Source organism: Bradyrhizobium paxllaeri (assembly GCF_001693515.2).
GTDB lineage: Bacteria > Pseudomonadota > Alphaproteobacteria > Rhizobiales > Xanthobacteraceae > Bradyrhizobium > Bradyrhizobium paxllaeri.
In genome coordinates, this window is the sequence record NZ_CP042968.1 from 1153159 (window position 1) to 1177817 (window position 24659).

Annotated in this window: 18 protein-coding genes and 1 pseudogene; 6 read left to right on the plus strand and 13 right to left on the minus strand. The window is 62.7% G+C overall.

The window, feature by feature from the left end:
- Positions 1-2: 2 nt before the first annotated feature.
- Positions 3-1601, minus strand: coding sequence for a gamma-glutamyltransferase (locus LMTR21_RS05440; protein ID WP_065754055.1), 1599 nt, complete (start codon positions 1599-1601; stop codon positions 3-5).
- Between the two features lie 297 nt (positions 1602-1898).
- Here LMTR21_RS05440 and LMTR21_RS05445 point away from each other — a divergent pair, with 297 nt between their 5' ends.
- The gene (locus LMTR21_RS05445; protein ID WP_065754056.1) at positions 1899-2621 is read left to right on the plus strand and encodes a Crp/Fnr family transcriptional regulator; all 723 of its coding nucleotides are present in this window, start codon (positions 1899-1901) and stop codon (positions 2619-2621) included.
- A 64-nt stretch (positions 2622-2685) separates the two neighbouring features.
- Here LMTR21_RS05445 and LMTR21_RS05450 read toward each other — a convergent pair whose 3' ends face one another.
- Entirely contained in the window at positions 2686-3639 is a 954-nt protein-coding gene (locus LMTR21_RS05450; RefSeq protein ID WP_210250558.1) for a chemotaxis protein CheB, read from the minus strand.
- 250 nt (positions 3640-3889) lie between these two features.
- On the opposite strand from LMTR21_RS05450, the gene LMTR21_RS05455 reads away from it, so the two are divergent.
- The 3 genes and pseudogenes from LMTR21_RS05455 (at position 3890) to LMTR21_RS40530 (ending at position 8393) form a co-directional block, all read left to right on the plus strand.
- Positions 3890-6964, plus strand: a complete 3075-nt coding sequence (locus LMTR21_RS05455) for a chemotaxis protein CheB (protein ID WP_065754067.1) — start codon at positions 3890-3892, stop codon at positions 6962-6964.
- Between the two features lie 132 nt (positions 6965-7096).
- The gene (locus LMTR21_RS05460) at positions 7097-7477 is read left to right on the plus strand and encodes a DUF6894 family protein (protein WP_065754058.1); all 381 of its coding nucleotides are present in this window, start codon (positions 7097-7099) and stop codon (positions 7475-7477) included.
- Between the two features lie 280 nt (positions 7478-7757).
- A pseudogene (locus tag LMTR21_RS40530) lies at positions 7758-8393 on the plus strand (gamma-glutamylcyclotransferase).
- Positions 8394-8640: 247 nt separating this feature from the next.
- Here the strand turns inward: LMTR21_RS40530 and LMTR21_RS05470 are convergent.
- Positions 8641-9075 carry a hypothetical protein gene (locus LMTR21_RS05470; protein WP_141688380.1) on the minus strand — a complete coding sequence of 145 codons (435 nt, stop codon included), beginning with the start codon at positions 9073-9075 and terminating at the stop codon, positions 8641-8643.
- A gap of 754 nt (positions 9076-9829) precedes the next feature.
- Positions 9830-10828, minus strand: coding sequence for an IS110 family RNA-guided transposase (locus LMTR21_RS05475; RefSeq protein ID WP_084030388.1), 999 nt, complete (start codon positions 10826-10828; stop codon positions 9830-9832).
- Between the two features lie 512 nt (positions 10829-11340).
- Here LMTR21_RS05475 and LMTR21_RS05480 point away from each other — a divergent pair.
- Together LMTR21_RS05480 and LMTR21_RS05485 are read left to right on the plus strand one after the other, a co-directional pair.
- Positions 11341-13014: a flavin-containing monooxygenase gene (locus LMTR21_RS05480; protein ID WP_065755621.1), complete on the plus strand. Its 1674-nt coding sequence runs from the start codon at positions 11341-11343 to the stop codon at positions 13012-13014.
- 74 nt (positions 13015-13088) lie between these two features.
- Positions 13089-13430, plus strand: coding sequence for a hypothetical protein (locus LMTR21_RS05485; protein ID WP_065755622.1), 342 nt, complete (start codon positions 13089-13091; stop codon positions 13428-13430).
- Here the strand turns inward: LMTR21_RS05485 and LMTR21_RS05490 are convergent.
- The 9 genes from LMTR21_RS05490 to LMTR21_RS05530 all read right to left on the minus strand — a co-directional run bounded on the left by LMTR21_RS05490 (position 13417) and on the right by LMTR21_RS05530 (position 24523).
- Positions 13417-14550 carry a carboxypeptidase-like regulatory domain-containing protein gene (locus tag LMTR21_RS05490; RefSeq protein ID WP_065755623.1) on the minus strand — a complete coding sequence of 378 codons (1134 nt, stop codon included), beginning with the start codon at positions 14548-14550 and terminating at the stop codon, positions 13417-13419. The genes LMTR21_RS05485 and LMTR21_RS05490 overlap by 14 nt on opposite strands.
- A gap of 21 nt (positions 14551-14571) precedes the next feature.
- The gene (locus LMTR21_RS05495; protein WP_065755624.1) at positions 14572-15741 is read right to left on the minus strand and encodes a caspase family protein; all 1170 of its coding nucleotides are present in this window, start codon (positions 15739-15741) and stop codon (positions 14572-14574) included.
- A gap of 11 nt (positions 15742-15752) precedes the next feature.
- Positions 15753-16541: a Dot/Icm T4SS effector Zinc-dependent metalloprotease LegP gene (legP, locus tag LMTR21_RS05500; RefSeq protein WP_065755625.1), complete on the minus strand. Its 789-nt coding sequence runs from the start codon at positions 16539-16541 to the stop codon at positions 15753-15755.
- Positions 16542-16658: 117 nt separating this feature from the next.
- On the minus strand, positions 16659-18257 hold the full coding sequence (locus LMTR21_RS05505; RefSeq protein WP_065755860.1) for a phospholipase D-like domain-containing protein: 1599 nt from the start codon (positions 18255-18257) through the stop codon (positions 16659-16661).
- 406 nt (positions 18258-18663) lie between these two features.
- Positions 18664-19515, minus strand: a complete 852-nt coding sequence (locus LMTR21_RS05510) for a phytanoyl-CoA dioxygenase family protein (RefSeq protein WP_065755626.1) — start codon at positions 19513-19515, stop codon at positions 18664-18666.
- Positions 19516-19622: 107 nt separating this feature from the next.
- Positions 19623-20123: an L-2-amino-thiazoline-4-carboxylic acid hydrolase gene (locus LMTR21_RS05515; protein ID WP_246175162.1), complete on the minus strand. Its 501-nt coding sequence runs from the start codon at positions 20121-20123 to the stop codon at positions 19623-19625.
- 33 nt (positions 20124-20156) lie between these two features.
- Positions 20157-20540 carry a nuclear transport factor 2 family protein gene (locus LMTR21_RS05520; protein ID WP_065755627.1) on the minus strand — a complete coding sequence of 128 codons (384 nt, stop codon included), beginning with the start codon at positions 20538-20540 and terminating at the stop codon, positions 20157-20159.
- A 157-nt stretch (positions 20541-20697) separates the two neighbouring features.
- Positions 20698-23373: a flavin-containing monooxygenase gene (locus LMTR21_RS05525; protein WP_065755628.1), complete on the minus strand. Its 2676-nt coding sequence runs from the start codon at positions 23371-23373 to the stop codon at positions 20698-20700.
- 163 nt (positions 23374-23536) lie between these two features.
- Complete coding sequence (locus tag LMTR21_RS05530; RefSeq protein ID WP_210250561.1) at positions 23537-24523, minus strand: LysR family transcriptional regulator; 987 nt, start codon at positions 24521-24523, stop codon at positions 23537-23539.
- Between the last annotated feature and the right edge of the window lie 136 nt (positions 24524-24659).

A 24659-nucleotide genomic window follows, 5' to 3' on the forward strand; every position in this document is an offset into this window, starting at 1 on the left:
CGTCACGCGCGGCTCTCCGCTACCGCCTCGCTCCAGGCGTGGAACGGGTCGGTCGCGCCGCTGTTGGTGTCGCCGTTGCGCATCACGATGCTGGGGCAGGCGAATTTCATCGGCAGGGCCTGGATGCGTGCTTCCTCATAATCGAAGCGTGCGCCCAAGGCTTCGCGCGTGGCCTGCGGCAGGCGGACGTCGCCGATCACGATCGCGCCCTCGCTGGCGTCGATGCGGGGCTGATGGATAGCGGCATCGAGATCCATGCCATAATCCATCACGAAGGACAGAAGCTGGCTCACCGCCGGCAGGATACGGCGGCCGCCGGAGGCGCCGACCGCAACGCGGCGGCCATCGGCCGCCTGCGCCAGCACCGGCGTATAGTTGGTCAGGCAGCGTTTTCCCGGCGCCAGCGAATTCGGCACGCCGGGTGTCGGGTCGAACCACATGATGCCGTTGTTCATGGTGATGCCGGTCTGGCCCGAGACGAACTTGGAGCCGAAGGTCGAGAGCAGCGTCTGCGTCACCGCCGCCATGTTGCCGTCGCGGTCGACCGCCGAGAAATGCGTGGTGCAGGCCGGCGCCAGCGCTTCCGCGCCGAGTGAACGCCGGCCGTCCTGGTCGCCCATGTCCTTCAGCCGTTCGCGATAGGCGGCTTGCAGCGCCGATGCATAGGCGGCATAGGCTGCCGCATCCGGTCCGCCGCGCGTGGGCTTCAGATCCTTCTGCAGCAGACCGAGCGTGCGCGAGAGCGTGGGGCCGGCAGTGAGTTCGGGCGTCGCCAACACCTTGCCGCCGCGATAGGGGATCGCCAGCGGCTCACGCAGGTGCGCGCGGTACGGCTTGATATCCTCGACCGACAGCGCGCCGCCGGCGGCCTGGATGTCGGCGGCGAGGCTGTTTGCCAGATCACCTTCGTAGAAGTCGCGCGGGCCGGCGCTGGCGAGCTGCGCCATCGTGTCCCTGAGCTTGTCCTGCGGCATGCGAACGCTGGACTTGATGCCCCATTGCGGATTCGGCGGCAGGCCGTCCTGCAGATAGGCGGCGGCGCTGGCGGGATAGCGCCGCAGATCCACGGCCGAGCTCGAAATCATCACGGTGGTCCACCAGTCGACCAAAAGGCCTTCGCCGGCGAGCGCGACGCTCGGCGCCAGCAATTCCTTCCATGGCAATTTGGCGTGGCGGCGGTGCGCCTCTTCCATGCCGGCGACAACGCCGGGCACCGCGATCGAGCCGGGACCGTGAATATTGCGGTCGTCCTTCACGCGCGGCCAGGGGAAGATGTCGGATGCCGCGCCGCCGCCGGTCAGCGGATAATCCTCCACCCGCAGGCTCGCAGGTGCGCGCATGCCGTAGTCGATCACTTCGTAACGATCATCGCGCGCGCGGTAGAGCACCATCGCGCCGCCGCCGCCGGGTCCGCTCATCCACGGCTCCAGCACGCCGAGCGCAAAGGTGGTCGCGATCACGGCATCGACGCAGTCGCCGCCCGCGGCCAGTACCTCGGCGCCCACTTGCGCGGCCCGGCTCGATTGCGATGCGACGATGCCGCCTTTGGAACTTACGGCAGGTTTGCGAATTTGCTGCGTGGTAGAGAACTGGTCGCGCATCGGGTTTACCTTTTGTTATTGATGATGTTGCGATAGGTGGCTTCCGGCGGCACTCCCGTTGCCTGCTGCTCGCACCGGTCTTGCGACGAGGATACTGGTTCCCCTCGCGTCTTAAGGGAAATTCCCTTATCTCGGAAGAGGCCCGTGGCGCAGTGCCCTAATCCGGAAGTGCTGGGTGGCCAGCAAGATTAGGCTTGCGGAAGCGCTGGGCACGGCGCAATGTTTATGAAATCGCCAGTGAGCTTGGTGCTTGACTCCCTGAACTAAGGCGAATTGGCGCGCCGTGGAGGGTAGCAAATGCCTCACGGTTCGAATTTCCTGCTCGGCCAGCTTGCAGCGGCGACTCTTGCGGGCATCGCGCCTCACCTGTCCGTGATTGACCTTGCCACGGCCGATGTGCTTGCCGAACCGCACCAGCGTATCCAGCGGGTTTACTTTCCGCATTCGGGCATCATCTCCTCGATCGTCGAACTTTCCGATGGCTCCACCATAGAAACCGGCATGATCGGCAACGACGGCGTGTTCGGCGCGAGCCAGGCGCTTGACGACAAGGTGTCGCTCAACCTTGTGACTGTCCAGATTGCCGGCAAGGCTTCGGTCATGACGTCGGACCGGCTCCGTGCCTTTGCCAGCGAACTGCCGGACTTCAAGGCACTTCTGATCAAGTACGAGCAGTTCTTCCTTTCACAGGTGCAGCAGACCGCCGCCTGCAATGCCGTCCATGACATCGATGCGCGTACCTGCAAATGGCTTTCGCGAATGCACGACCTTGTCGGCCCCGACCTTCTACTGACGCAGGAATTCTTCGCCCGGATGATGGGTGTACGGCGCACCAGCGTGACGACGGTGGCCGGCGCGCTGCAGGATGCCGGATTGATCTCCTACACAAGGGGACGGCTCCACATCGTCGATATTAACCAGATCCGGAAGCGGGCGTGCGAATGCGACGACGCCGTTCGATCGAATTATCAGCGGATGTTTCCGCTGGTGGAGGCCGACGCGAAGGATCGATGCGTATGAGGCCTGAATTGCTTGCCGGTGCATGAATGCAGCGCTTCTGACAGTCCCGTACTCACTAAAGGCCTCACTGTTGCACCGCGTGCGCCGCAAGCTGATCGAACCGCTTGATCGAATCCCTGAGGACTTCGGCTTCGCGTTCGCACTCGACAAGTTTCCTGCGCCAGGATTCCGCGAGGTGGGTTCGACCTGCGTGTTCCGCCTGCTTGTACAGTTTCTGCGATAACGCAACTCGTTCATCCAGGGCGCGCAGGCCGCTGTCCAGGGCGCGCCTGAGATTTTCGTCCAGCGCCAAGCTCATCAGTTCGGCGGTATAGGCGTGGCCGACATGGCAGCGATAGCGAAGCAGATCGCCCTCCTTGATCTCCCACATCACGCCATGACAGTCGGGGCAGGCCAGCAACGATCTCTCGCCGATACGGTCCATTTGGCTCATGCTGCCGGTTCCTCCTTTGGCCAGATCGACCTCGTAGACCAGGTCCGAAGATGGCGGGATGGGGTTCCCCTGCGGTTGGCTCACGAGGCGCCGAAACAATGCCGGCATGCCGGCGAGGCTCGTGACGTGGTCCGGCTTGAATTGGGTCAGCGCTGCTTCCGGCATGCCGGAGAAGGCAGCATCATCGGGGTCCTGGACCACGGTCAACCCACCATACTCGTGCAGGATGTGCAGGCCCGAGGCGCCGTCGCCGAGCGTCCCCGTCAGCACGGCGCCGACGCCGCGATGGCCACAACACAGCGCCACCGACCGGAACAGCGGGTCGATCGCGGGACGGGTATTGTTCTCGCGCGGCCCCTGTCCGAGCCTGAGCTTGTCGCCGTCGGTGAGCATATGGCTGTCGGGCGGACCGATATAGATGCGGCCCGGCTCCATCGTCATGTCGTCTGCGGCGAAATGCGCCGGCAGCGGGCCTGCCTGCGTCAGGATGGCGTCCAGCGACGACTCGAAGTGGGGCGACAGATGGATAACGACCAGCACCGAGGCGGGAAAGTCGCCGGGCAGTTCAGATGCCAGAAAACGCAATGCGTCGACGCCGCCCGCCGACGTGCCAATCGCCAGAATATTCCGATTGGACATCCGCGAACTCCATGCCGACCCCGAGGAACAATGTCCGCAGCGTCACCTTGTTCCTGTAATGCAAGAACCGTATCAAAAGTCCTTGCCCGCATCGCCGATCCGAGGTTCGATGCCGTACCGGGGGATACAGGTGATTGAAAACAACGAAAAAAACGGCCGCCTGACGACCAACGGCGCCAAGCCGATCGTGGTCGGAATGGGCGCGTCCGCCGGCGGCGTCAAGGCTCTGCAGGCTTTCTTCCAGGCGCTTCCCGACGAGCCCGGGGCGGCCTTCGTGGTTGTCATCCACCTCGACCCCGACCGCCCCAGTGAAATGGCCGCCATTCTCGGCCTGCGAACCAAGATGCCGGTCGTGCAGGTCGGCGCGCCGCAGCGCATGGAGGTCAACCACGTCTATGTCATTTCACCCAACCGGCGCCTGCAGATTACCGACAGTGAAATCGCAGCTTCCGAATTCGTCGAGCCCCGCGGAAAACGCGCGCCGATCGATCTGTTCTTCCGGTCGCTGGCCGAACAGCATGGCGACGGTTTTGCGGTCATCCTCACCGGCGCGGGCTCCGACGGCGCGATCGGCATCAAGGCGGTCAAGGAGAGCGGTGGCCTGATCCTGGTCCAGGATCCCGGCGAGGCCGAACATGACTCGATGCCACGAAGCGCGATCTCGACCGGAATTGTCGATTTCGTACTGCCGCTCTCCGAGCTTGCGAACCGGTTGGTCGAGCTGATCAAGGACAAGGAGAGTTTCGGCGCAGCCGCGCCGCGCCAGTTCAGCGAAGACATCTTGCGGCGCATCCTCGCCCATGTCCGGGTCCGGACCGGACATGATTTCGCAAAATACAAGCGCGCGACCGTGGTGCGGCGGATCGCGCGGCGCATGCAGGTGATGCGATGCGACGACCCGGCGGAATATTACAACCTGCTGCGCGACCATGCCGACGAAGCCACCGCGCTGCTCGGCGACCTGCTCATCTCGGTCACGACGTTCTTCCGCGACGCCGAGGTATTCGATGCGCTGAAGGACGACGTGTTGCCGCAGCTTTTCCAGATCAGTCAGCCGAGCGAGCCGATCCGCGTCTGGGTCGCCGGCTGCGCGACCGGCGAGGAGGCGTACACGATTGCCATGCTGCTGCTGGAAGAAGCGTCGCGTCACGATCTGCGGCCGCCGATCCAGATATTCGGCTCCGATCTCGACCCGCGTTCGCTGGCGGTCGCCCGGGAGGGTCGCTATCCAGCGGCGATCGAGGCCGATATCAACGAGGAGCGTCTGCGCCGCTTCTTCGTGCGCGAGGGCGAACAATTCCGGGTGCGGCAGGAATTGCGCGACACCGTGCTGTTTGCCAGTCACAGCGTGCTGAAGGATCCGCCGTTCTCCCGCATCAACCTGATCTCCTGCCGCAACCTCCTGATCTACCTCGATCGTGAACTGCAACAGCAGGTCTGCAGCACTTTCCATTACGCGCTGAACCCCGGCGGATTTCTGCTGGTCGGCTCGTCCGAGACCGCCGACAGCCCACCGGGCCTGTTCCGCACCGTCGACCGCAAGGCCCGCATCTATCAGTCCACGGTGCAGGGCGGCGACAAGCCGCGGCTACTGCCGCGCCTGCTGGGCAGCATGGGAGCATTGCAGGACCACGCCGCCAGCGCGAGGGCCTCGCTTGCGCCCAGCGCGATGCTCAGCGAAGCCGCATCGCACCGCAAGGCGATCGAAAAGGTCGCGCCGCCAAGCGTTCTGGTCGACAGCACGCACCGGGTCATTCATCTGTCGGAGAACGCCGGCCGCTATCTGCAGCCGTCCGGCGGGCCGCTGAGCGGCGACGTCGTCGACCTGGTGCGGCCGGAATTGCGGTTCGAACTGCGTTCCGCCCTGCACCGGGTGTTCGAGAACCCGAAACCGTCGCTCAGCCTGCCCATCCTGGTGCGCTTCAACGGCTCGTCCCATCGCGTGCTGCTGCACGTCAAGCCGATCCTCGAAGACGACGGCGAACGGCCGCACGAGGCCGTCGTTGTCTTCATCGAGGGCGAAGCCGTCGATCCCGCCAGCATGCAGGACTTCGACAAGACCGGCGGTGTCGACGAGGTGGTCCGCCGCCTGACCGAAGAATTGCAATTGACGCAGGGGCGGCTGCGCAGCACCCGGGAAGAATCGGAAGCCACCAATGAGGAGCTGCGCGCTGCCAACGAGGAGCTGCAGTCCATCAATGAGGAATACCGCTCGACGTCGGAAGAGCTGGAAACCAGCAAGGAAGAGCTGCAATCGATCAACGAAGAGCTGCAAACCGTCAACACCGAACTGAAACTGAAGCTGGAGGCGGTTTCGCGCGGGCACAGCGATCTGCAGAACCTGATGGCGGCCACCGATTTTGGCACGCTGTTTCTGGATGCAAGTTTGCGGATCAAGCGTTTCACCCAGCAGGTCACCGACCTGATCAGCATTACTCCCAACGACGAAGGGCGTCCCGTCACCGATTTCGCCCACCGGCTTGAATATGACGATCTGGTCAAGGATGCGCAGTCCGTGCTGTCGCATCTTGCGCCGATCACCCGCGAAGTGCGCAGCCGCTTGGGTCGCTGGTTCGACATCCGCTTGCGGCCCTATCGGACGGTTGACGACAAGATCGACGGCGTCGTCATTACCTTTGTCGATATCACCGATCGCAAGGCCTGGGAAACGAGGCAGGCGCTGCTGCTCGGCGAGCTGACGCACCGGGTCAAGAATACCCTGACCGTGGTGCAGTCGATCGCGCATCTGAGCCTGCGCAGCGCGGCGTCTCCTAGCGAATTCGTGGCTCAGTTCGATGGCCGCCTGTCAGCGCTCGCCAAATCGCACAATCTTCTGGTCGAGTCCGACTGGGAGGGTGTCGACCTCAGAGCGTTGGTCCGCCAACAGCTCGAACCGTACATGGTCGGTGGCCGGGACCGGCTGCAAATCGAGGGCGAGCCGGTTGTGCTGCCGCCCGATCTCGCGAGTCCATTCGGCCTGGTCCTGCACGAGCTGGCGACCAATGCCGCCAAGTACGGCGCGCTCTCGCAAACCGATGGCAAAGTTTTTCTGAATTGGACGGCGTCGGTCAGGAACCAGAAGCACTTTCTGAAATTCGTTTGGAAAGAGAGGGGCGGGCCGCGCATCGAGGAACCCGATCACATCGGCTTCGGAACCGCTGCGATCGATCGCGGCGTTCCCGAAGCGGACGTCAAGCGCGAGTTTTCGTCGGAGGGACTGGTGTTCACGATCGAGTTTCCGATGAAGGAGGCGAATGCCTCGAAGCCGTAAGCTGCTGGGACTTTGCGAAGTCGTGTGCTTGCCGGTGGCCTGATGTTGGAGACTATTGACGCGTCCCGACGACGTAGGCCCGGTGGGCAGGCTCTTCGGAGGGAACCAAACGTCCGTGCGACAGGAGGAATCATGCCACTGTATTATTTTATCCTGAAGGCGGGGCGTCACACCTATCCGGACAGCGAGGGCCAGGAATTTCCCGATGAAGCCAGCGCGCAGGCGCATGCCCACGCCGTCGCGCACGACCTCATGCGCAATCGGGAGATCAAGACCAATCACTGGCGCATCCAGGTCTGCAACGACTATCTTGAGCCGCGCTATGAATGTCTGTTCGCCGATATCGATCAGACCTTTCAAAATTACGGCGAATTCCGTACGTCCGTAGCGGCAGTGGCGCGGACCACGGCTGCGCTCGGCGACGCGCTGCGAGGAATCGATGCCGGCATGGCCGACTTGCGGCAAATACTCAGTCGAATGGATTTTATCATATCCAGCCGCCCCTCGCAGTGAGCCGTATGCGTTGACAGCCGGGATCGAGTGAACGGCCGGCTTTGGTGCTGCAGATGCAGGCTGGGCCTAAAAATATTGGTCAAGCCATGAAATAATGACCTGCGAATACCTCGCAGGGTGAATTGGCGTCGAGGCCCGGCGATGGCACATTGCGGATGAACAGGGCATCTGCAAGGGGGCGGGCTTGACCGCGGACGCATTCATTCACCTGCCCGACCTGCGAACGCGGGTTACGCATCCGGAAAAGTCGCTGCTGCGGCTGACACCGGAAATGTTTGCGATGTGGGAGCAGCGGGCGCGGGCCGCGGGATGGCCGGTTGCCTGGCGGCTGCCGGATGAAGAGATCGAAACGTCTCGGCTTTCCGTGCTTGGCAATCATCCTGATGGCGACGATCTCTGGATCTATTGCTACGGCTCGCTGATGTGGGACCCCGGCTTTCATTTCGCCGAGGTGAGACTCGCCGACGTCGAGGACTATCAGCGCCGCTTCACGCTGAAGATCAATCTCGGCCGCGGATCGAATGACTATCCGGCGCTGATGCTGTCGCTGGAGCCGGGCTAGGGATGTTGCCGGGGATTGGCGTTTCGTATCGCTGCCGATTCTGTGCATGCGGAAACCGCGATACTCTGGCGCCGCGAGATGCTGCGCGGCGGCTATGCGCCGGCGATGGTGCCGATGCAGACGCCGCAGGGACCGATCACGGCGCTTGCCTTCGCCTCGAACCGTGCGCATCCGAGCTATGTCGGCGAACTGCCGCTTGCCGAGACTGCAGCGATGATCGCAAGCGGGAAGGGCGTGCTCGGCACCAACCGGGAATACCTCGTGCAACTGGCGACGCAGCTCGCCGCGTTGGGAATCGAGGACCCGTATGTCGAACAGTTGCATGCGCGGATGGAAGCGGGCTCGGCCGCGTAGGGTGGGCAAAGGAGCGATAGCGACGTGTCCACCGTCCATCAACGGTCTCGCGCTGCTCGATGGTGGGCACGCTTCGCTTTGCCCACCCTACGCATCTATCCGTCCGCGCACTCTCGCGCCCAGAGGATCCGGAGCAGGATTGGGGAGCAGGATTGCACTGGGTCCGCCATCTCCGGCCCATGTCGTACATCATCGCAAGGTGCGAGGATCGAGCGCACACGAGAGCCCAGCGCGTCGCCAATTGCCGCTAGCGCGGGTTAGTTGAAGCGACACGCTTGGAAGCAAAAGCGTTTCTGACGGTGGAGGTCAACTTCGTCCAAGTGCACGACAGCGATCCTTTGATCGCGCACGGCTCCAGTTTCGATGGTGGTGTAGTTGGACGGCGCAAGTTGATGGGCATCGGCAATTCGGTGACACTAGGCTGTTCGGTGACACGAGGCTGTTCGGCGGCCAGTTGCTGAACCTCGGCCAAAGCTGCCTCACGCCGCTGCAATTCAAGGAAGCGCCCATATTGCGAATAGATCTGTGCGCGCTCGTTCGCTGTCGGGTTCGGACCAGCTATGTCAAAGCTGCGGTTCTGCAATAAATCATAGTAGGCATAACCACCGTCCGCTTTTCGTCGCCCGGCAAAACGCGCGCCGCAATCCATGATCCGCGCAACGCGCTCGTCGCCCGGAAACATCCTTCGGGTCCACTCCGCGCATTCCTCAAAGTCCCGCGCCGCTGGGGACGAAGGGACGCTGAGCCTGATCGTGATAACCACTAGTGCCGCCACTGCAACAAGAGTTGCAGGTAGCTTTTCTGGGACAGCCCTTGCCGCAGACATGCCAAGATATTTTCCCCGCCACGCCACAGTTGCGACTTCTAAGGAGTTTTTCGCCGCAATCCTATGGCGCGCCAGTCACAGCAAGGCTTTTTTTTGACGCGACTGAGGCGCGGACTTGTAGGGATCCTGTTGCGCGGCGCTTCTCACCGCCGACTGATTTGCTTTGTGCGCAAGCACAATTTCAGGCGGTTACGTGCGACAAATCAACCCGAAGGGCAAATCACTTCTGATTTTCAGAAATGGCGTCAAGCCCGGGAATCAAAAATATTCCGCTTTCGTTCCCGCCCAAATCAGTCGCATAACTCCGCTCGTCTCGCCGCGGATGAGGGGCGCTCGCGATCGTCACGAACGTGCGGTGAGATGCGATGGACGTGGATGGCGCGCTGGACGTACGCGCCTGACGCGTACGGTGAAGTCGTGTGGTCCTGATGTTCGCGGTGCTGGCATCAAGTCCCGGAAGCGAGGCTTCTCGGGGCGACGGTGGCAAAAAAGCCGTTCGCCGGGGAGCAACTGTGTTGATGTAGCCCTGTGATCGGCTGGCCTCAAGGCTGGCGCTACGCGCCACCGCCTCCGGCGGCTGACGGCCTTGACCCCATCCGCTCACCGGTCTTTAGGCTGGGCATGCGCTCGGCGGAAGCCGAGCGGGGTCGCTCACTTTGTAGCGGTTGGCGTCCCATTTTTGGCGTCGCGCGATCATGGTGTTGAGGATGACGATGAGCTTGCGCATACAGGCGGTGAGCGCAACCTTCGGCTCCTTTCCCTTGGCGATCAGGCGGTCATAGAACGCCTTGAGCACGGGGTTGTGCTGGGTCGCAGCTCCCATGCAAGGCATGTAGAAGAGGTTGCGGGCCTTTCGGCGTCCGCCCTTGATGTGGCGGTTGCCCCGCCGTTGGCCACTATCGTCATCGTAAGGTGCTACCCCCAACAAGGCCGCGACGATATTGTCGTTCACCTGGCCCAGTTCCGGCATCGTCGCGATCAGTCCGGCGGAAGTGATCTTGCCAAGTCCCGGCACGCTCTCGATGATCTCGGCGAGCTCGGCAAAATGCGGTGTCGCTTTGACCTGGGCTGCGATCGCAGTATCGAGCTTGGCGACTTCGACGGCAATCTTCTTCAAGAGCCGCGCCTGCATTTTCTGCACGACGTCCGGCACGGAATGCTCGCCACTGTTTTTCAAGCTAGTCTGTAGATCGAGCAGTCCTTGGCGTGCATTGACGATCTTGACCAACCTCTCGCGTGCCGCGTCGTAGGCTTGGCCCGGTGCTTCGGTGAAGGTCTCGGCGAACCAGGCGATCATCTCCGCATCGATCGGATCGTTCTTGGCGAGGCGTCCGGCCGAGCGGGCGAAGCTGCGCACCCGCTTCGGGTCGACGATCCGGACTTCGATGCGGGCCTCGCGCAGCGCCTTGGCCCAGTCCTGCTCATAACCGCCGGAAGCCTCCATGGCTGCCTTGCCGCCCCTGTGTTTGCGAAGCCAGCGGATCAGGGCGCGCTGCCCCTCCGCGGTACTTGGGAACGTCTGCCATTGAGACAGCGAGCGAATGCACGCATCCACCTTGTCCTTGGCCACATCAATACCGACGACAACGACCTCATCTTGTGCCATCATCCACTCCCTTCCTTGCTCGGTTCGGGCTCGAAGCCCGTGCAACTGTTCGGGTTGAGGAAGACCACCGGATCTGTCCCTCGCTCCCCGACAGGCTCTCGGCCTTTGAGCACGAACGGGATCAGATCCAGCGACGGGCGGTTGGTCAGAACCGCCCGTTCGCACATTCTGGCAGATTTTGCGGACACAAGAGCACGTATAAGCCGTAAACCCATTGCGCAGGGAAGGCCGGGATGCTCCCGCCAAACCTGTATGCTCGTGTGCCGCATTTCCTTACGCACATTGCACACGAGACCGCGGGTGCGGCGCGCACCCGGTCTTCCCTGCGCCCTCGATCTCGATGAGGGCAAACGAGATGCAAACCTCGGGCGAATGGCGTCGCGAGAATGCCGCCGCATTTTCCGATTTCGCAACGCAGACCGGCTTGCTGACGCAAGTGCAAAGCCCGGATAATTGTTATAGTGCAGCGACCGCGCACGAAGCGTCGCCGCAAAAGAGCAAGAACGGGGAAGCGCATGACCGGGGAGATCAAGCCGCATTATGAGGTCGTCGTCGTTGGCGCCGGCGTCTCGGGCATTTACCAGATCAAGCGGCTGGCGGACCTCGGGGTGGATGCCCTCGTGCTCGACGCCGCGCCCGATCTCGGCGGGACCTGGTACTGGAACCGCTATCCCGGCGCGCGCTTCGATTCCGAGAGCTATACCTACGGCTATTCGTTCTCGAAGGAACTGCTGAACGAGTGGCACTGGAAGGAGCGCTTTTCGGCGCAGCCGGAGAATCTGCGCTATCTCAACTACGTCACCGACAAGTTCGATTTGCGCAAATACATGCGGTTCAACCGCAGGGTCGTGGTGGCGGTGTTCGACGAGGCCAGCCATCGGTGGCGGCTGAAGCTCGACAATGGGCGCGAACTCTCCTGCCGCTTCCTCATTCTTGCAGTCGGATTGCTCTCGATACCGACGCTGCCGCGGCTGGAGGGGATGGAGGCGTTCAAGGGGCGTTCGTTTCATACCTTCAACTGGCCGCACGAGCCGGTCGAGCTGGCCGGCAAGAAGGTCGGCATCATCGGCACCGGCGCCACCGCGATCCAGGTGATCGGCGAGATTGCCGACAAGGTCGGTGAACTCACGGTGTTTCAGCGACGGCCGAACTGGAGCGCGCCGCTCAACAACGGCCCGATCTCGGACGCGGAGATGGCTGACATCCGCTCGCGCTATGACGACATCTTCGCCGCCTGCCGGCGCACGCCCGGCGGCTTCGAGCACGAGCCCGACAGGCGCGGCTTCTACGAAGCCACCCGCGAGGAGCGTGTCGCGCTGTGGGACAAGCTCTATGACGAGCCCGGCTTCGGCATATGGTTGAGCAATTTTCGCGAGATATTTACCGACGAGGCGGCCAACGCCGAATTCTCCGCCTACATCGCCGAGCGTATCCGACAGCGGGTGAAGGATCCGGCGACGGCGGAAAAGCTGATCCCCAGGGATCACGGTTTTGGCGTGCAGCGGGTGCCGCTGGAGACCAATTATTTCGAGGCCTATAACCGTGACAATGTGCATCTCGTCGACATCAGCGAGACGCCGATCGAGCGGGTGACCGAAACCGGCTTGCGCACCAGTGCGCGCGATTACGAACTCGACATTCTCGTCTACTCCACCGGCTTCGACGCCATCACCGGCGCATTCGATGCGATCGATATCACCGGCGTCGGCGGGGTGAAGCTTGCCGACCACTGGTGCGACGGACCCTCGACCTTTCTCGGCATGATGGCGCACGGCTTTCCGAACCTGCTGATGCCGACCGGACCGCAGAGCGGTTCGGCGTCGACGAACTTTCCGCGCGGCATCGAGAATGGTGTCGGCTGGTGCATGGGGCTGCTCGCCCACATGTGGGACCGCGGCCATACGCGGGCCGAGCCGACGGCCGAAGCGCAGGCGCGTTGGACGGCGCACGTGACCAAGATGTATGCCATCATGCTGATGCGCAAAGCCAAGTCGTGGTTCACCGGGTATAATTCGAACATCCCCGGCCATGAGCACGGCAAGACGCGCTACCTCGTCTATAATGGCGGCACGCCGAAATATGTCGCCGCCATCACCGAGGTTGCCGAGAAGGGATATGAGGGAATCGTGTTCGATGCGCAGGCAGTGCCTTCGGCCACGCATCGGCCGCAAGCATCGAGGGCGGGGTAAATCGCACTGAACTTCGCGCCGCCGGTTTGTGGCACGTAATCCGGCCAGCACCGACCGCTTCGCGGGAAAGGCCCATGCGCAAGATCTCGATTCGTGGCTGGATTGAGCTCCCGTCGCCGCAACGGTTCGACGGCGCGACCGCGATCGTGGGACTCGATGATGTGACGTTGATCGACGCGGTGTCGACGCGGATCGCGGAGGTCGTCATCGAGGGGATCAGCGGAAGGCAGGATCGCATTCCCTTTCATCTGGAAGCACGCTGGGATTTCCGCTCGCGCGACAGCTATGTGCTGGCGGCGGAAATCCGGCGTTCGGGCCGGGACCGACTTGGTCCTGGCGACTTCCTGACGACGGTCGCCGTGCCCTGGACCGTCGACCAGACCGATGGCAATTCGGTGCCGGTTACGCGGATTTGAAGGCGGGAACGTTCCGGAGCGCGGTTGTCGACAAGGTCATATCAAGCGCGATCACAAGCTCGCCGAAAACCTGCGAGATCCGCTTGAGCTTTTCGATGTCGTCCGCCGAGACTTGCAGGCTGGATTCGCCTTCCGCCGCCAGTTTTGCGTAGGTCCTGGCGCGATCGGCGAGATAGCCGATACCGGAACGAAACAGCGGCGCCCCCGACTTCGGAATATCCAGCAACAGCTTCAGCGCCTCCGGGTGCCGGCCGCTGCGCGCCAGATACTCGATGCGAACCGCGAGCGCGTCCGGAAGCCAGGGATAGGAAGCAACCAGATTGCCGGTCCACTCGTCCAGACCTTCGAGCTGATTGGCGCGTATCAGCACGTAGGCGCCAAGCGCCGCGCGAAGCGGGGATTGCTTTTTCGTCGCGTAATAGTCGGGCCGCGTGACCAGCGTGCGCGATATCGACCGCGCCTCGTCGGCCTTGCTGTTGTTGGCGAAGTCTAGCAACGAGTTCAGTTCGCCGTCGTGAAAGTCGAACTCGAGGGTGAGTTTGTCGGTCTTGAGGTCGAGCGACCATTCGACTGTCGTTGAACCGCCTTCGTCGATCGGAACGGCAAAATAGTTACATTGCTTCGATCTCTCGATTTCGATCCAGACCGCCTCCCGCGAGAACGGGATATCCAGGTTTGACCGGGTCGTAGGCTCTCGCTTGAGCGGGACCTGGGAGCTGGTACCGGCGATCTTGTCGGCCAGCCAGTTTCCGCGAACAACCGCAAACGACTGCCTGAAGAAATACTGCGTGACCGGGCGCGAAATCTCCCACAATGAATCCGAAATCGTATTCGTGGTTTCCAGCCTGGGAGGAAAGGCGGCGTCCGGGCACGCGATGTTGAGCTGTTTGCTCTCACCGGGGCTGACGACGACGACCTCGTCGACCGTGGACTGGTCGCCGTTGGGCAGCGTCGCGGTGACGTAGTAGCGCCCCGGCGGCACTTCCAGGCTATCGTCGCTGACTCCGCGTGCCCTGAGGACAAGCTTCTCGTCGCGCACCTCGATCGGCAAGGCGCCGCTCCACCTTTGGTTCGGCGGCGTGTCGAGCTTGAACGTGAGGGTTGCTTTGGGATCGGCCATGACAACTTTCCTCAGCGAGGCTCAGATCGAGGGCTTGAGAAACTGTGACAGATTGTGCGTCCAGGGCTTCAGCGCCGGCTTCATGAAAGGCCGCGGTGGTGAACGAAACGGGTTTGACGCCAATCGTCCCGCGTTGACTTCCAGCCGATAGACGCCCGCCTGGACGGTGAACTCGAACTTCGTCTTGGCGCCGGGGTTGCATCCGGGAACCGCGGCATTGTTCTGATCGAGCACGCCGATGGCGGAGGGTATCCCCAGGCTGTCCGGTTGAACCTCGACGGCTATGTCGATATCCGGCGGGCCCGCCAGATACCGGATCACCGGCGAGCCAACCAGGCTGCCCATGGTCACGAGCGTCCCGAGATTGTTCTTGGTGTAGTAGAAGTCCAGCGCGTTCTTGATCGTCGTCGCCGTCACCGGCCACTGCCCGGTCTCCTCGTCAGGCTCTTCGGCGCCGCGGTTCAGGGCCCGCGTCAGCGCCTCGGCGAAGTGGCTCGGTTTGCGGCTGCGTCCGAGCGCGAACGCGCCGTCGACTGTGCTGTAGATCAGCGGCGCCGCCCGCTTGTCCTTGCCGCTCAGTTCGATTCCGAACACCGGCGGTACCACCGGATTCAGAAAGCTTCTCAGCTTTGCGTTTCGGTCCATACAGGCGTCGACGAAGTAGAACTGCGTCAGCGCGATATTCGGGCGCGTCGCCGTCGGCGCCATGCCGCTTTTCAGATTGTGCATTTCGAAGCACTCGTTGAGCGGCGCGTCGCTCGTCAGAAAGTCGTCGAGCATGAGCACGGAATCCTCGGAGCCGCGCTGCGTGCCGTGGCCCGCGAAGTAGAAGAACGTCATGTCCTCCGCATTGTTCGAGGCGTCCGTGCGCCACTGGGCTGCCAGTTTGGAAAACGCAGCCCGGCTGGCACGGGTTGGCGTGGCATTGGCGAGCCGGGGCTCGACCTGCACCTCGGCCGGCGACGGCGAGAGCAGCAGCCGGACGGTTTTCAGCGGCAGCCGCAGGCCGGTCGTCGTGATGAAGTCGAAGATCTTGAGGGCCGAGAGCGCGGGCGAGGAGAGCTTGTTGAGGTTCCACGTCTCGTCGGGGGACGGTTCGCCGGCTTCGGGGAGGTTGAGATAGTCGCTGACGCCGACGATTAACGCATGAACGCCGGCGCCTTCGACATTGTTGTTGACGACCAGGCCCACCGGTCATCTCCTCATATCGTGATGAGCTTCTTCACCGATGCGATGTCGCCGGCGCTCAGCTTCTTGCGCTGCCCGATCTCGACGCCGGCCTTCTTCGGAATGATCGTGTCTTCGCCATTGGCGCTGAACGCGTTGCGCGGATAATGCATGATCGAGCCATAGTCGTAAGCGAGGAGGTCGACGCCATCCTGAATGTGTTGATTGAAATTGTGGCGGGCATTCGGAATGACCGCATCGAGCTTGACGGTCACGAACTGATTGCGGTCCTTCCTGCTTTGCTCGTGCCAAAGCCCGACCGTGTGGCCGATTTCGTGAATGCAGTTCCCCGTGCTGCAGGCGCTGCCCAGGATGACCTCCTGCCGCCCGCCGCGCCGGCCGACCGACGATGCGCAGCCGCTCCCGGGACGAAACACGACGAAATCTTTATGGGCGGGATCAGCCGCGTTGCGCTTCACAAATTTGATCGGCGTATTGTCTTGCCAGTGCTTGATGGCGTCGAGCACGCGCTGCTGGTTCGGCAGATTGGGATCGATCTCGAAGGGAATCGTGTTGTTCTTCCAGCGGAACTGGGCGCCACGGATTCCGGCGCCGAAGGCCTCGGCGTCGTCCTTCAGGATACCCGGATTGTCCTCCACCAATTTCTTGGTGCCTTGCGCCTCGGCCACGGTTCCAAGAATGATGCATCCCTCGAACACCGCAAGACCGTCGACGGCGGTGTAGGTAACCTCCTTCCAGTCCGTGCCTAGCGGCCTGATCCAGGTCGTATCGGTCGTATCGCTTGTCAGAAATCCATCAGCCATAACAGTCTCCCATCATGAAACGGGTCAGACGGCAATTCGCCGAATGTGCTAGCGGGTGCAGTATCGAAATAGTTCGAGTTACAATCGCGACGCCATCAGTTGATAGAGGCACGTCGCCTAGCCGTAGTAATCGCGCCATGACATCCGCACCATGCCCGGCGGCGTCTCGTCACCGTCGCGCGCGACCGTCACCGGCGGATCATCCTCGATGAAGGCGCTGGCGCGGTTCTCCCAGTCGAACACGAAGGCGTTCTGGTAGTAGGTCGCGATTTCCTTGTTGAAGATGATCAGTCCGGCGTCCCGGTTGCGCAGCACGCCGTCACCGGACCAGTTCGTGCTGCTGACCAGCACGGTTTCGCCGTCCACGATAATTCCCTTGTTGTGGATGCCGCTCTGGCTGCGGAATACCGTTTCCTTGAAGCCGGATTCCACGAGCTTCCTGATCTTGTCGGCCGCGCCGTTGCTGCCGAGGATGATTCTCATGTCGAAGTTCGGGCGGTTGCTGAGCTCGGCGAGTTTCGCGAGCATTTCGGTGAACTTCTTGTCGATCTTCTTGTCGCTGAAATTGATGTAGGCGAACTGCAGGAAGATCGATCGCTTGGCGCTGTCGATCAGCTCCATGATGCGGCCGATGTAGTTGTCGGGCGTCAGGACGGGCGCGACCTCGAACTCGCCGGGCCCGGTCGGCAGGATCTCGGGGGCGATCGGCGTCGGCGTATCAGCGACGTCATCGGCGTCGAACAATGCCTCGACCGGCACAAAGACGTCCGGCAACCGGGCAGCTGTCTGCGCATCCAGCACAACGCCGTCCTCGCCGGCTTCCGCTTCCGCCTTCGAGCCGTCGCGGTCGTGCTTGATGTAGCGCTCGAAGACCTTAGCCAGCTTGTCATCCTCGACGATGACATGCCATTCCCGGTTGCCCTTGCTGTACATCCCTTTGGCCTGGGAAGGGGTTCCGATCGGGTCGATGTTCGGCTGGCTGCGCGAGCTCCAGTTTCCGCTGGACAGCCAGAATGCGCTGGAATCGCGGACCGCGACCTTTTCGTGATAGGCACTGGCGAAGCGGCGCGAGGCGCCGCACCGCACGATGAAGCCGTCGAGATTGTCTTTCAGGGATTTCCTGAGCTTGGTGCGGATCTTGGTCTCCGGCTCCGTCATGCCGTCGTCCCAGGTCAGCACGACCTGAAGATCCTTGTCGCGCACCGTCTCGATGAAGCTCTTCGCGATATAGTCGGCATTGAAGTCGTACATCGCGACGGACAGCGTCTTTTTCGTCGCCTCGAGGAACGGCCGCAGCACCGGCCAGCCGGCGTCAGGACCGATGTGGCAGACGATCGGCTTCTTGACCTTGAACTTCGCGTTGATCGGGTTTCCGGTGATCGGCTTGTAGGTGAGGCCGGACGCCGAAGCCGCGATGCTATCGGCGATGGGCTGATCGCTCATCAACGTCATGACTTGCCGCAACGGATCGGCTTGCATCACGCTGACGCGATAGGGTCCGAGCTGGCGCGGCATGCGCTCTTCCGGCAGCACGCTGGCCGATGGCTTCTTGTGGATCACGTAGACGATGACCGCCGGCTCCTTGCGCACGGCGCCATCGATGATCGGAAAACCGGGTTCAGCGGAAACAAATCCCTCGACCGCGGCCAACTGCGTCATGTTGGCGTCGATCACGGACTGCACTTTGTCCTTGGTCGGTTGATCGAGGAAGCGCATCGTTGTGGTTCCTCCGGCGTCAAATGAATAGTCAATATGGCGATCGTTGAATGCTGCTCTCAGAAAGGCGCGCGCACGGCAGCCGAGCGAACGGTTGCGCGGTGTCGTTGCCAATTCGAAATGAGGCCCATCCAGCGACCATCGCGGCGCTGCCGCGTGTGGCAACAAGCCATCGCGCTGCCGGAGAAATTTCGGTGGTCTGTGCAATCAGGGTAAGCACGGAGATACACTCCGACGCGTGAGATCGTCGTTTCTCTACCTTGCCGCGTCGGCGTCAACCTGTCAGTGAAGCATTTCACAAACCGGTTCGGAGGTTACGACGAAAAGACGACGAGGGTGTTCGCTGCGGGCTTGTCGCTGCAGGAAATCCCGCTCATCCGGTCCAGGGGGCGATATCCGGTATCCGTCAATGCGTCCGCAGCAAGCGCCTCGGATGAACGCCGTCGACATAGCCCATGAACGGCGGATGGATCGAGTAGCCGATCAGTTCGCGTGCACGCTCCGGCAATTGGCTCGCGAGATCGGCGGGGACGGCGAGTGCCATGTTCTCCAGTTGCCGCACCCAGCCCACGCAATATTGCGGCGTAATGATCAGGCGCGGCCGGTCCGATCGGTTGGCGCCGCCGCGGTGCCATAACGTTCCCTTGGTGATCGCCAGCGATCCGGACGGCATGATCAGCTTGATGGCGTCCGTTCGATTGCCTTCGTCGTGCTCGGCTTCGTTGGTGAAGTGCGCGGGTTTCACCGCGCCCTCGATATATTGTCCGTCCCAGAGATGACTTCCCGGAATGATTTCGGTGGCGCCGTTCTGCTCGGTCGTATCGTCGATCGCCCAGAACGTGGAGATACCGAGCGCCGGACGGGGCCGCGGTATCTTGACGCCGCCGTCGTCGAAGTGCCAGGGCTGCACCGTCTCGCCGGGATGAAGATTGATCGCGAGCATGGCCGACAGCAGGCAGCTGTCGCCGAGCTCGGCCTCGACGAAGGCCAGGGCGAGCGGATGGATCGCGAGTTCGGCGAACACCGGCGATTTCGCCAGCAAGGCATACACGCGGTTGGTTTTGGTGCCTTCAAAATCGTTGCGGCCAAGCAGATCGCGCGCCAGGTGCGGCGCCAGCGCAGCGCGGATTTCTGCGACGCGGTCGGGCGCAAGTACGCGTTCGAAGATCAGGTAACCGTTGCGGTCGAACTCTTCCCTCAAGGAGGCGAATGAGCGTCCCTTGAGCCAGGGCGAGATTTGCTCCGCCGTCGCTGCCATCGGCGCTCTCCCTTGCTGGCCCGATCAAGCCGGGTTTCCTGGGATGCATCATACGCCACTATCGATGGCTTTCACGGGATTTCTGCGGCGCGAGTGACGGCAGGAAATCACGATCGCTGCGCGAAAGCGTAGCGGAACGTGCAGCTTGGCGCACCCTGCATCAGGGTCTGTTCTCGGTTGAGGCTGACCTCGCTACCCCCACCGGCAACGATGTCGAAGTCCGTTGCGCAGACCAGCAGCGCGCCGAGCTCCGGCTCGCCGAGCGCGCGAAAGAATTCCGCAAAGCGGCAATGCGTGACGTCGAACTCCAGCGCCTCCTTGTCGTGCCGGCGCATCTCCACCGTCACTTCGCGTTCGGTGACATCGGCAAGCGCCGTGTGCATCGCCGCCCATTTGCGCCGCGCGCTGCCCTCGACGCTCGCGCCGACATCGGCGAACAATTGCTTCGACCAATCGCGCAGGGCCTGTTTGACGACCGCGTCGGCTTTTTCCTTGCCCAATTCAGCGCGCAACGCCCGCAGCACGGGCACCAGGACCTGGGCCTGGATCTTCGTCTTGTCGAGCAGAGACAGACGGGGATCGACCATGTAGCTGTCGAGGAAATTCATTGTTGTCTCCTTCGGCCCGGCGGCCATGGCCGGTCACTCCCGCAGCTCGGTCATGAAAACCTTTTGCGCGATCTGCCAGCGGCCGTCGATCTTCAGAAGCGAGAGTTGATCGGTAAAGAAGCGCGGCGGTATCGCGCATTTGAGCTTGACGTAGGCCATCGTCGGACCGACGAGATCGATCGACAGTATCTCATCGTGGCGCGCCAGGCCCCGCTGCTTTGGCGATGGTCTGTTCCGCACGTTGCCGAGCCAAATGTCGCGCGGCGTGATCGCCAGTTCGCCGCCGTCGTCGATGCTGGTCAGTGCGCTGGTCGGATGAAAGGCGCTCGCAATCTTGCTGGTGTCGCCCTCGTAGAGGCCGTCGAGATAGGATTGGATCACGCCTTCGATATTTCTGACATCGTCCGTGGCGGTCATGGGGTCTGCTTTTCCGTTCTTCTCTTGAGGAGCGTCCCGGCGACGACAAACGAAATCAATGGATCGGTCAACGTAGAAAATCTAATGCATGACAGGCTGCCGGCCGCTCATCTCCCTCTCCCCGTTCTTCACGGGAGAGGGAGAGGCTGCAGATCGTCTATCCCGCTGCGGCGTTGACCGCGATCGGCGATGCGTCGCCGGTCTCTTCCAGCTTCCGCGGCAACCCCGCAAAACCGCGCAGGGCTTCCGCCATCTTCGCGCGTCCGCTGACGCCGGTGATCACCACGTCCACCATCATCAGGGAGGAGTGGATGTGGCCGCGCGCCTGCAGTTGCTCGACCGGGACGCCTGCGGCAGCCAGCGCCTCGGCATATTCGATGCCTTCGTCGCGCAGCGGATCGAACTCGCAAGTCGCGACAAACGCCGGCGGCAGGTTCGCCAGATTGCCGAGCAGCGGCGAGGCGCGCGGATCCGTACGGTCGGCGGGCGAGCAATAGATGTCCCAGAACCAGAACATCAGCGCGCGCGTCAGGAAATAGCCGACCGCATTCTCGGAGTAGGATTGGCGGTCATACCGGCAATCGGTGACCGGGCATACCAGAAGCTGGCCTGCGATCTCCGGCCCGCCGCGGTCGCGCGCGAGCTGGCAGGTGACGGCGGCGATGTTGGCGCCGGCGCTCCAGCCTGCGACCAGCACCGGTCCCGGCTTGCCGCCGAGTTCGGCCGCATGTTCGGCGATCCACTTTGTCGCCGCATAGCCATCTTCCGGTGCCGCCGGGAAGCGATGCTCGGGCGCGTGGCGATAGCCGACGCTGACGACGATCATCCCGCTGCGGCGGCAGATGTCGCGGCAGAACGGATCGTCGGATTGCTCGTCGCCGAGCACCCAGCCGCCGCCGTGGAAATAGACCACGATCGGATGCGGGCCGGGCGTGGCCGGACGGTAGAGACGATAGGGCAGCAGGCCATCGGCGCCGTGCAGCACGCCATCGCCGACCTCGCCGACCGGGCGCCCTGCGGGACGGCCCTTGTTGAATTCGGCGAGGAAGGCGCGCGCGCCTTGCGCGCCGAGCGACTCGATTTGCGGCAGGTTCATTTCCGCCAGCATGCCCAGCACGATCCGCACGTCCGGCTGCAGACGCACGACCTCGCCGTCATTGCATTGCTCGGGAACGTTGGGGCCGGTGAGCCTGAAGCCCAGCATGCCACGGCTGACAACCTCGTTGCAGATGCCGCGGTAGGGACCGACACCGCTGTTATAGGGCATCAAGGTCTGCGCCTTGCCGGGAACGTTGGCGCCCGTGTACCAGGTATTGGCCAGCCGATGCAGCGTCAGCATCGAGCAATCGGCCATGTGCTGCGCCCAGCCGGCCTGCGCCGTTTCGGTCGCATCGATGGTCGTGAAGCCCGCCTCGCGCAACGCCGCCAGGCGATCGACCACCCAGTCGACATGCTGCTCGATCGACACGGCCATGTTCGACAACACCGACGGGCTGCCGGGACCGGTGATCATGAAGAGGTTGGGGAAGCCCGCAACCGTGAGGCCGAGATAGGTCTGCGGTCCCTGGGCCCAGACGCTCGACAAGGATTTTCCGGCGCGTCCCGTGATCGGATGCACCCCCATGATCGCGCCGGTCATGGCATCGAAACCGGTTGCGAACACGATGACGTCGAGATCGACGCTGCGCTTGTCGGTGGCGATGCCGGATGCCGTGATCGCCTTGATCGGCTCTTGCCGCAGGTTCACCAGCGTGACGTTGGGACGGTTGTAGGTCGCGTAGTAGTTGGTATCGAGGCACGGGCGCTTGGAGCCGAATGGATGGTCATGCGGACTCAGTGCCGCAGCCGTCTCGGGGTCCTTCACCACGGTGTGGATCTTCTCGTGAATCAACTTGCCGATCAGCGCGTTGCCATCAAAATCGCCGGCCTGGTCGGCCCAGAGCTGGGTCAGGATGTGGACGAGATCGCCGGCCGCCCACGCTTTCTCGAAGCGTTCGCGGCGCTCGGCATCGCTCAATTGCCAGCTCACCGCCATTTCCTGCGGATACGGCACGCCCGCAAGAGACCAGCGCGCCTGCTCGCGATAGGCGGCGCGGTCAGCCTCAAAGTACGTCTTGCGATCGTCGGGCACCGGACCGTTATGCGCGGGCAGCGCAAAACTCGCCGTGCGCTGGAACACGGTGAGATGCGCAGCCTGCTCCGCGATCAGAGGAATCGACTGGATGCCCGATGATCCCGTGCCGATCACGGCGACGCGCTTGCCTGCGAGATTGACGCCGTCATGCGGCCAGCGGCCGGTGAAATAGACTTCGCCCTTGAAGTCCTTGACGCCGTCGATCTCCGGCGGCTTTGGCGTGGAGAGACAGCCGGTGGCCATGATGTAATAGCGGCAGGATACATCAGCGCCGTTATCGGTTGTGAGTTGCCAGCGCTCGCTGGTGTCATCCCAGTTCGCGGCCTTGACCCTGGTGTTGAAGCGGATGTCGCGACGGAGGTCATAGCGATCGGCGACGAAGCCGAAATAGCGCAGGATTTCCGGTTGCGTCGCGTATTTTTCCGACCACGTCCATTCGCGATCGAGTTCGGGATCGAATGTGTAGCTGTAATCGATGGTCTGTATATCGCAGCGTGCGCCGGGATAGCGGTTCCAGTACCAGGTGCCGCCGACATCGCCGGCTTCCTCGATCACGACCGCCGAGAAGCCGGCCTTGCGCAGTCGATGCAGGAGATAGAGGCCGGCAAACCCGGCGCCGACGACGGCGACATCGACCTGCTGCGTCGTGCCGCTGTTCGTGGTTTCAGAAGAACGTGCTGCGACCGCTGCGTCTGGCATGCCACTCCTCCCATATGTTTTATTTTGGAGGAGGCTACGCCCACGGATTCAGTTTGTCATCAGGACATCTACAATCATTGGATGTTTCCTGCAGGGGGCGCTCTGCCGCGATTGGATTTCGAATTCTCGGTGTGAAGCAGCGACTTGCGCGTGACGCCTTTCGCTAAACGCGCTTGCGCCGTTCGCTCGGGCGGCGTCGCTCGCTTCCAACGGCTGTCCAGCTCGGGCTGAAATGGAGCGTGAAGTCGCGGAAGCTTTCCACGGCGGGCGAAAGCGATGCGCTGTTTCGCACGAACATCGCGATCTTCCATTTGACGGTCGGTTGCATGAGCGGCAGGAACGTCAGTCCGAAGCCGTGCACCAGCGGCTCGGCCATTGAGGGGCAGATCACGGCGCCTTGTCTCACCCGCAGCATCGACAGTGCGGTGTTCACCCGGTGCACGGGCACCAATTCCCCGGGGTGGTGCCGGGGCGGCACGTGGCTCAGCACGTTGATGGCAATGTTGGGCATGTAGTTGAGCAGGGGGCGCTCGCGCAAATCCTTCCAGCTGACTGACCTGCCTTTGGCCAGCGGATCATCGCCGCGCAGCGCCACCCAGAGCGGATCGGCGCAGATCATGTGCACCTCGACCTGATCATCCGGAACGACGCCGGCCGGTCCGAAGCCGATATCGGTGGCGCCGTTCTGCAGGCCGGCCAGCACTTCCTGGATCGGCACGTCATCGAAGCGGACGTGCACGCCGGGATGGCTGTCGTTGTATGCGGCGATCAGCTCCGGCAGCAGCGTGCAGGATAGCGTTTCCGGCGCCGCGACACGCACCACCCCGCGGCGAAGCTCCTTGAGATTGGTCAGGTTCTCCAGCGCATCGTCCAGATTTGTCAGCACGCGCCGCGCCATCGGCGCAAAGGTCTCGCCGACCGCGGACGCCGACACTTTTCGCGTGGTGCGGTCCAGCAGGCGAACGCCGACGCGATTCTCGAGCTCCTTGATCAGGCCGGAGAGCGCTGCCTGCGACAGGTGCATGGTCTTGGCGGCTTCCGAGAAGCTTGCGGCCTCCAGCACGGCCACATAGGCGCGCAACTGCCGCAGTGTCACGTCCATCGCCATGCCGGGCCTCCCGATGCCGCCGTTTCGGAATTCATAGGCCATGCTTATCAATCGGTCAAAAAATACACATTGTTCGGTAGACGGCGCGTATCTATCGTTGCGGCGATGACACCAGGAGCCCGGCGATGCAGCGATGCGATCGCGCCCATGCGGCTCGAATAAAACGGGATGGACGCGA

What these genes read in the sequence shown, in the direction of transcription:
- LMTR21_RS05520 (WP_065755627.1), bottom strand. Translation starts at nt 20,540, where the DNA reads ATGACCGCCACGGACGATGTCAGAAATATCGAAGGCGTGATCCAATCC.
- LMTR21_RS05440 (WP_065754055.1), bottom strand. Translation starts at nt 1,601, where the DNA reads ATGCGCGACCAGTTCTCTACCACGCAGCAAATTCGCAAACCTGCCGTA.
- LMTR21_RS05470 (WP_141688380.1), bottom strand. Translation starts at nt 9,075, where the DNA reads ATGTTTCCGGGCGACGAGCGCGTTGCGCGGATCATGGATTGCGGCGCG.
- LMTR21_RS05475 (WP_084030388.1), bottom strand. Translation starts at nt 10,828, where the DNA reads ATGATGGCACAAGATGAGGTCGTTGTCGTCGGTATTGATGTGGCCAAG.
- LMTR21_RS05505 (WP_065755860.1), bottom strand. Translation starts at nt 18,257, where the DNA reads ATGCGCTTCCTCGATCAACCGACCAAGGACAAAGTGCAGTCCGTGATC.
- LMTR21_RS05455 (WP_065754067.1), top strand. Translation starts at nt 3,890, where the DNA reads ATGGGCGCGTCCGCCGGCGGCGTCAAGGCTCTGCAGGCTTTCTTCCAG.
- LMTR21_RS05525 (WP_065755628.1), bottom strand. Translation starts at nt 23,373, where the DNA reads ATGCCAGACGCAGCGGTCGCAGCACGTTCTTCTGAAACCACGAACAGC.
- LMTR21_RS05485 (WP_065755622.1), top strand. Translation starts at nt 13,089, where the DNA reads ATGCGCAAGATCTCGATTCGTGGCTGGATTGAGCTCCCGTCGCCGCAA.
- LMTR21_RS05490 (WP_065755623.1), bottom strand. Translation starts at nt 14,550, where the DNA reads ATGGCCGATCCCAAAGCAACCCTCACGTTCAAGCTCGACACGCCGCCG.
- LMTR21_RS05480 (WP_065755621.1), top strand. Translation starts at nt 11,341, where the DNA reads ATGACCGGGGAGATCAAGCCGCATTATGAGGTCGTCGTCGTTGGCGCC.
- legP (WP_065755625.1), bottom strand. Translation starts at nt 16,541, where the DNA reads ATGGCTGATGGATTTCTGACAAGCGATACGACCGATACGACCTGGATC.
- LMTR21_RS05510 (WP_065755626.1), bottom strand. Translation starts at nt 19,515, where the DNA reads ATGGCAGCGACGGCGGAGCAAATCTCGCCCTGGCTCAAGGGACGCTCA.
- LMTR21_RS05530 (WP_210250561.1), bottom strand. Translation starts at nt 24,523, where the DNA reads ATGGCCTATGAATTCCGAAACGGCGGCATCGGGAGGCCCGGCATGGCG.
- LMTR21_RS05515 (WP_246175162.1), bottom strand. Translation starts at nt 20,123, where the DNA reads ATGAATTTCCTCGACAGCTACATGGTCGATCCCCGTCTGTCTCTGCTC.
- LMTR21_RS05445 (WP_065754056.1), top strand. Translation starts at nt 1,899, where the DNA reads ATGCCTCACGGTTCGAATTTCCTGCTCGGCCAGCTTGCAGCGGCGACT.
- LMTR21_RS05460 (WP_065754058.1), top strand. Translation starts at nt 7,097, where the DNA reads ATGCCACTGTATTATTTTATCCTGAAGGCGGGGCGTCACACCTATCCG.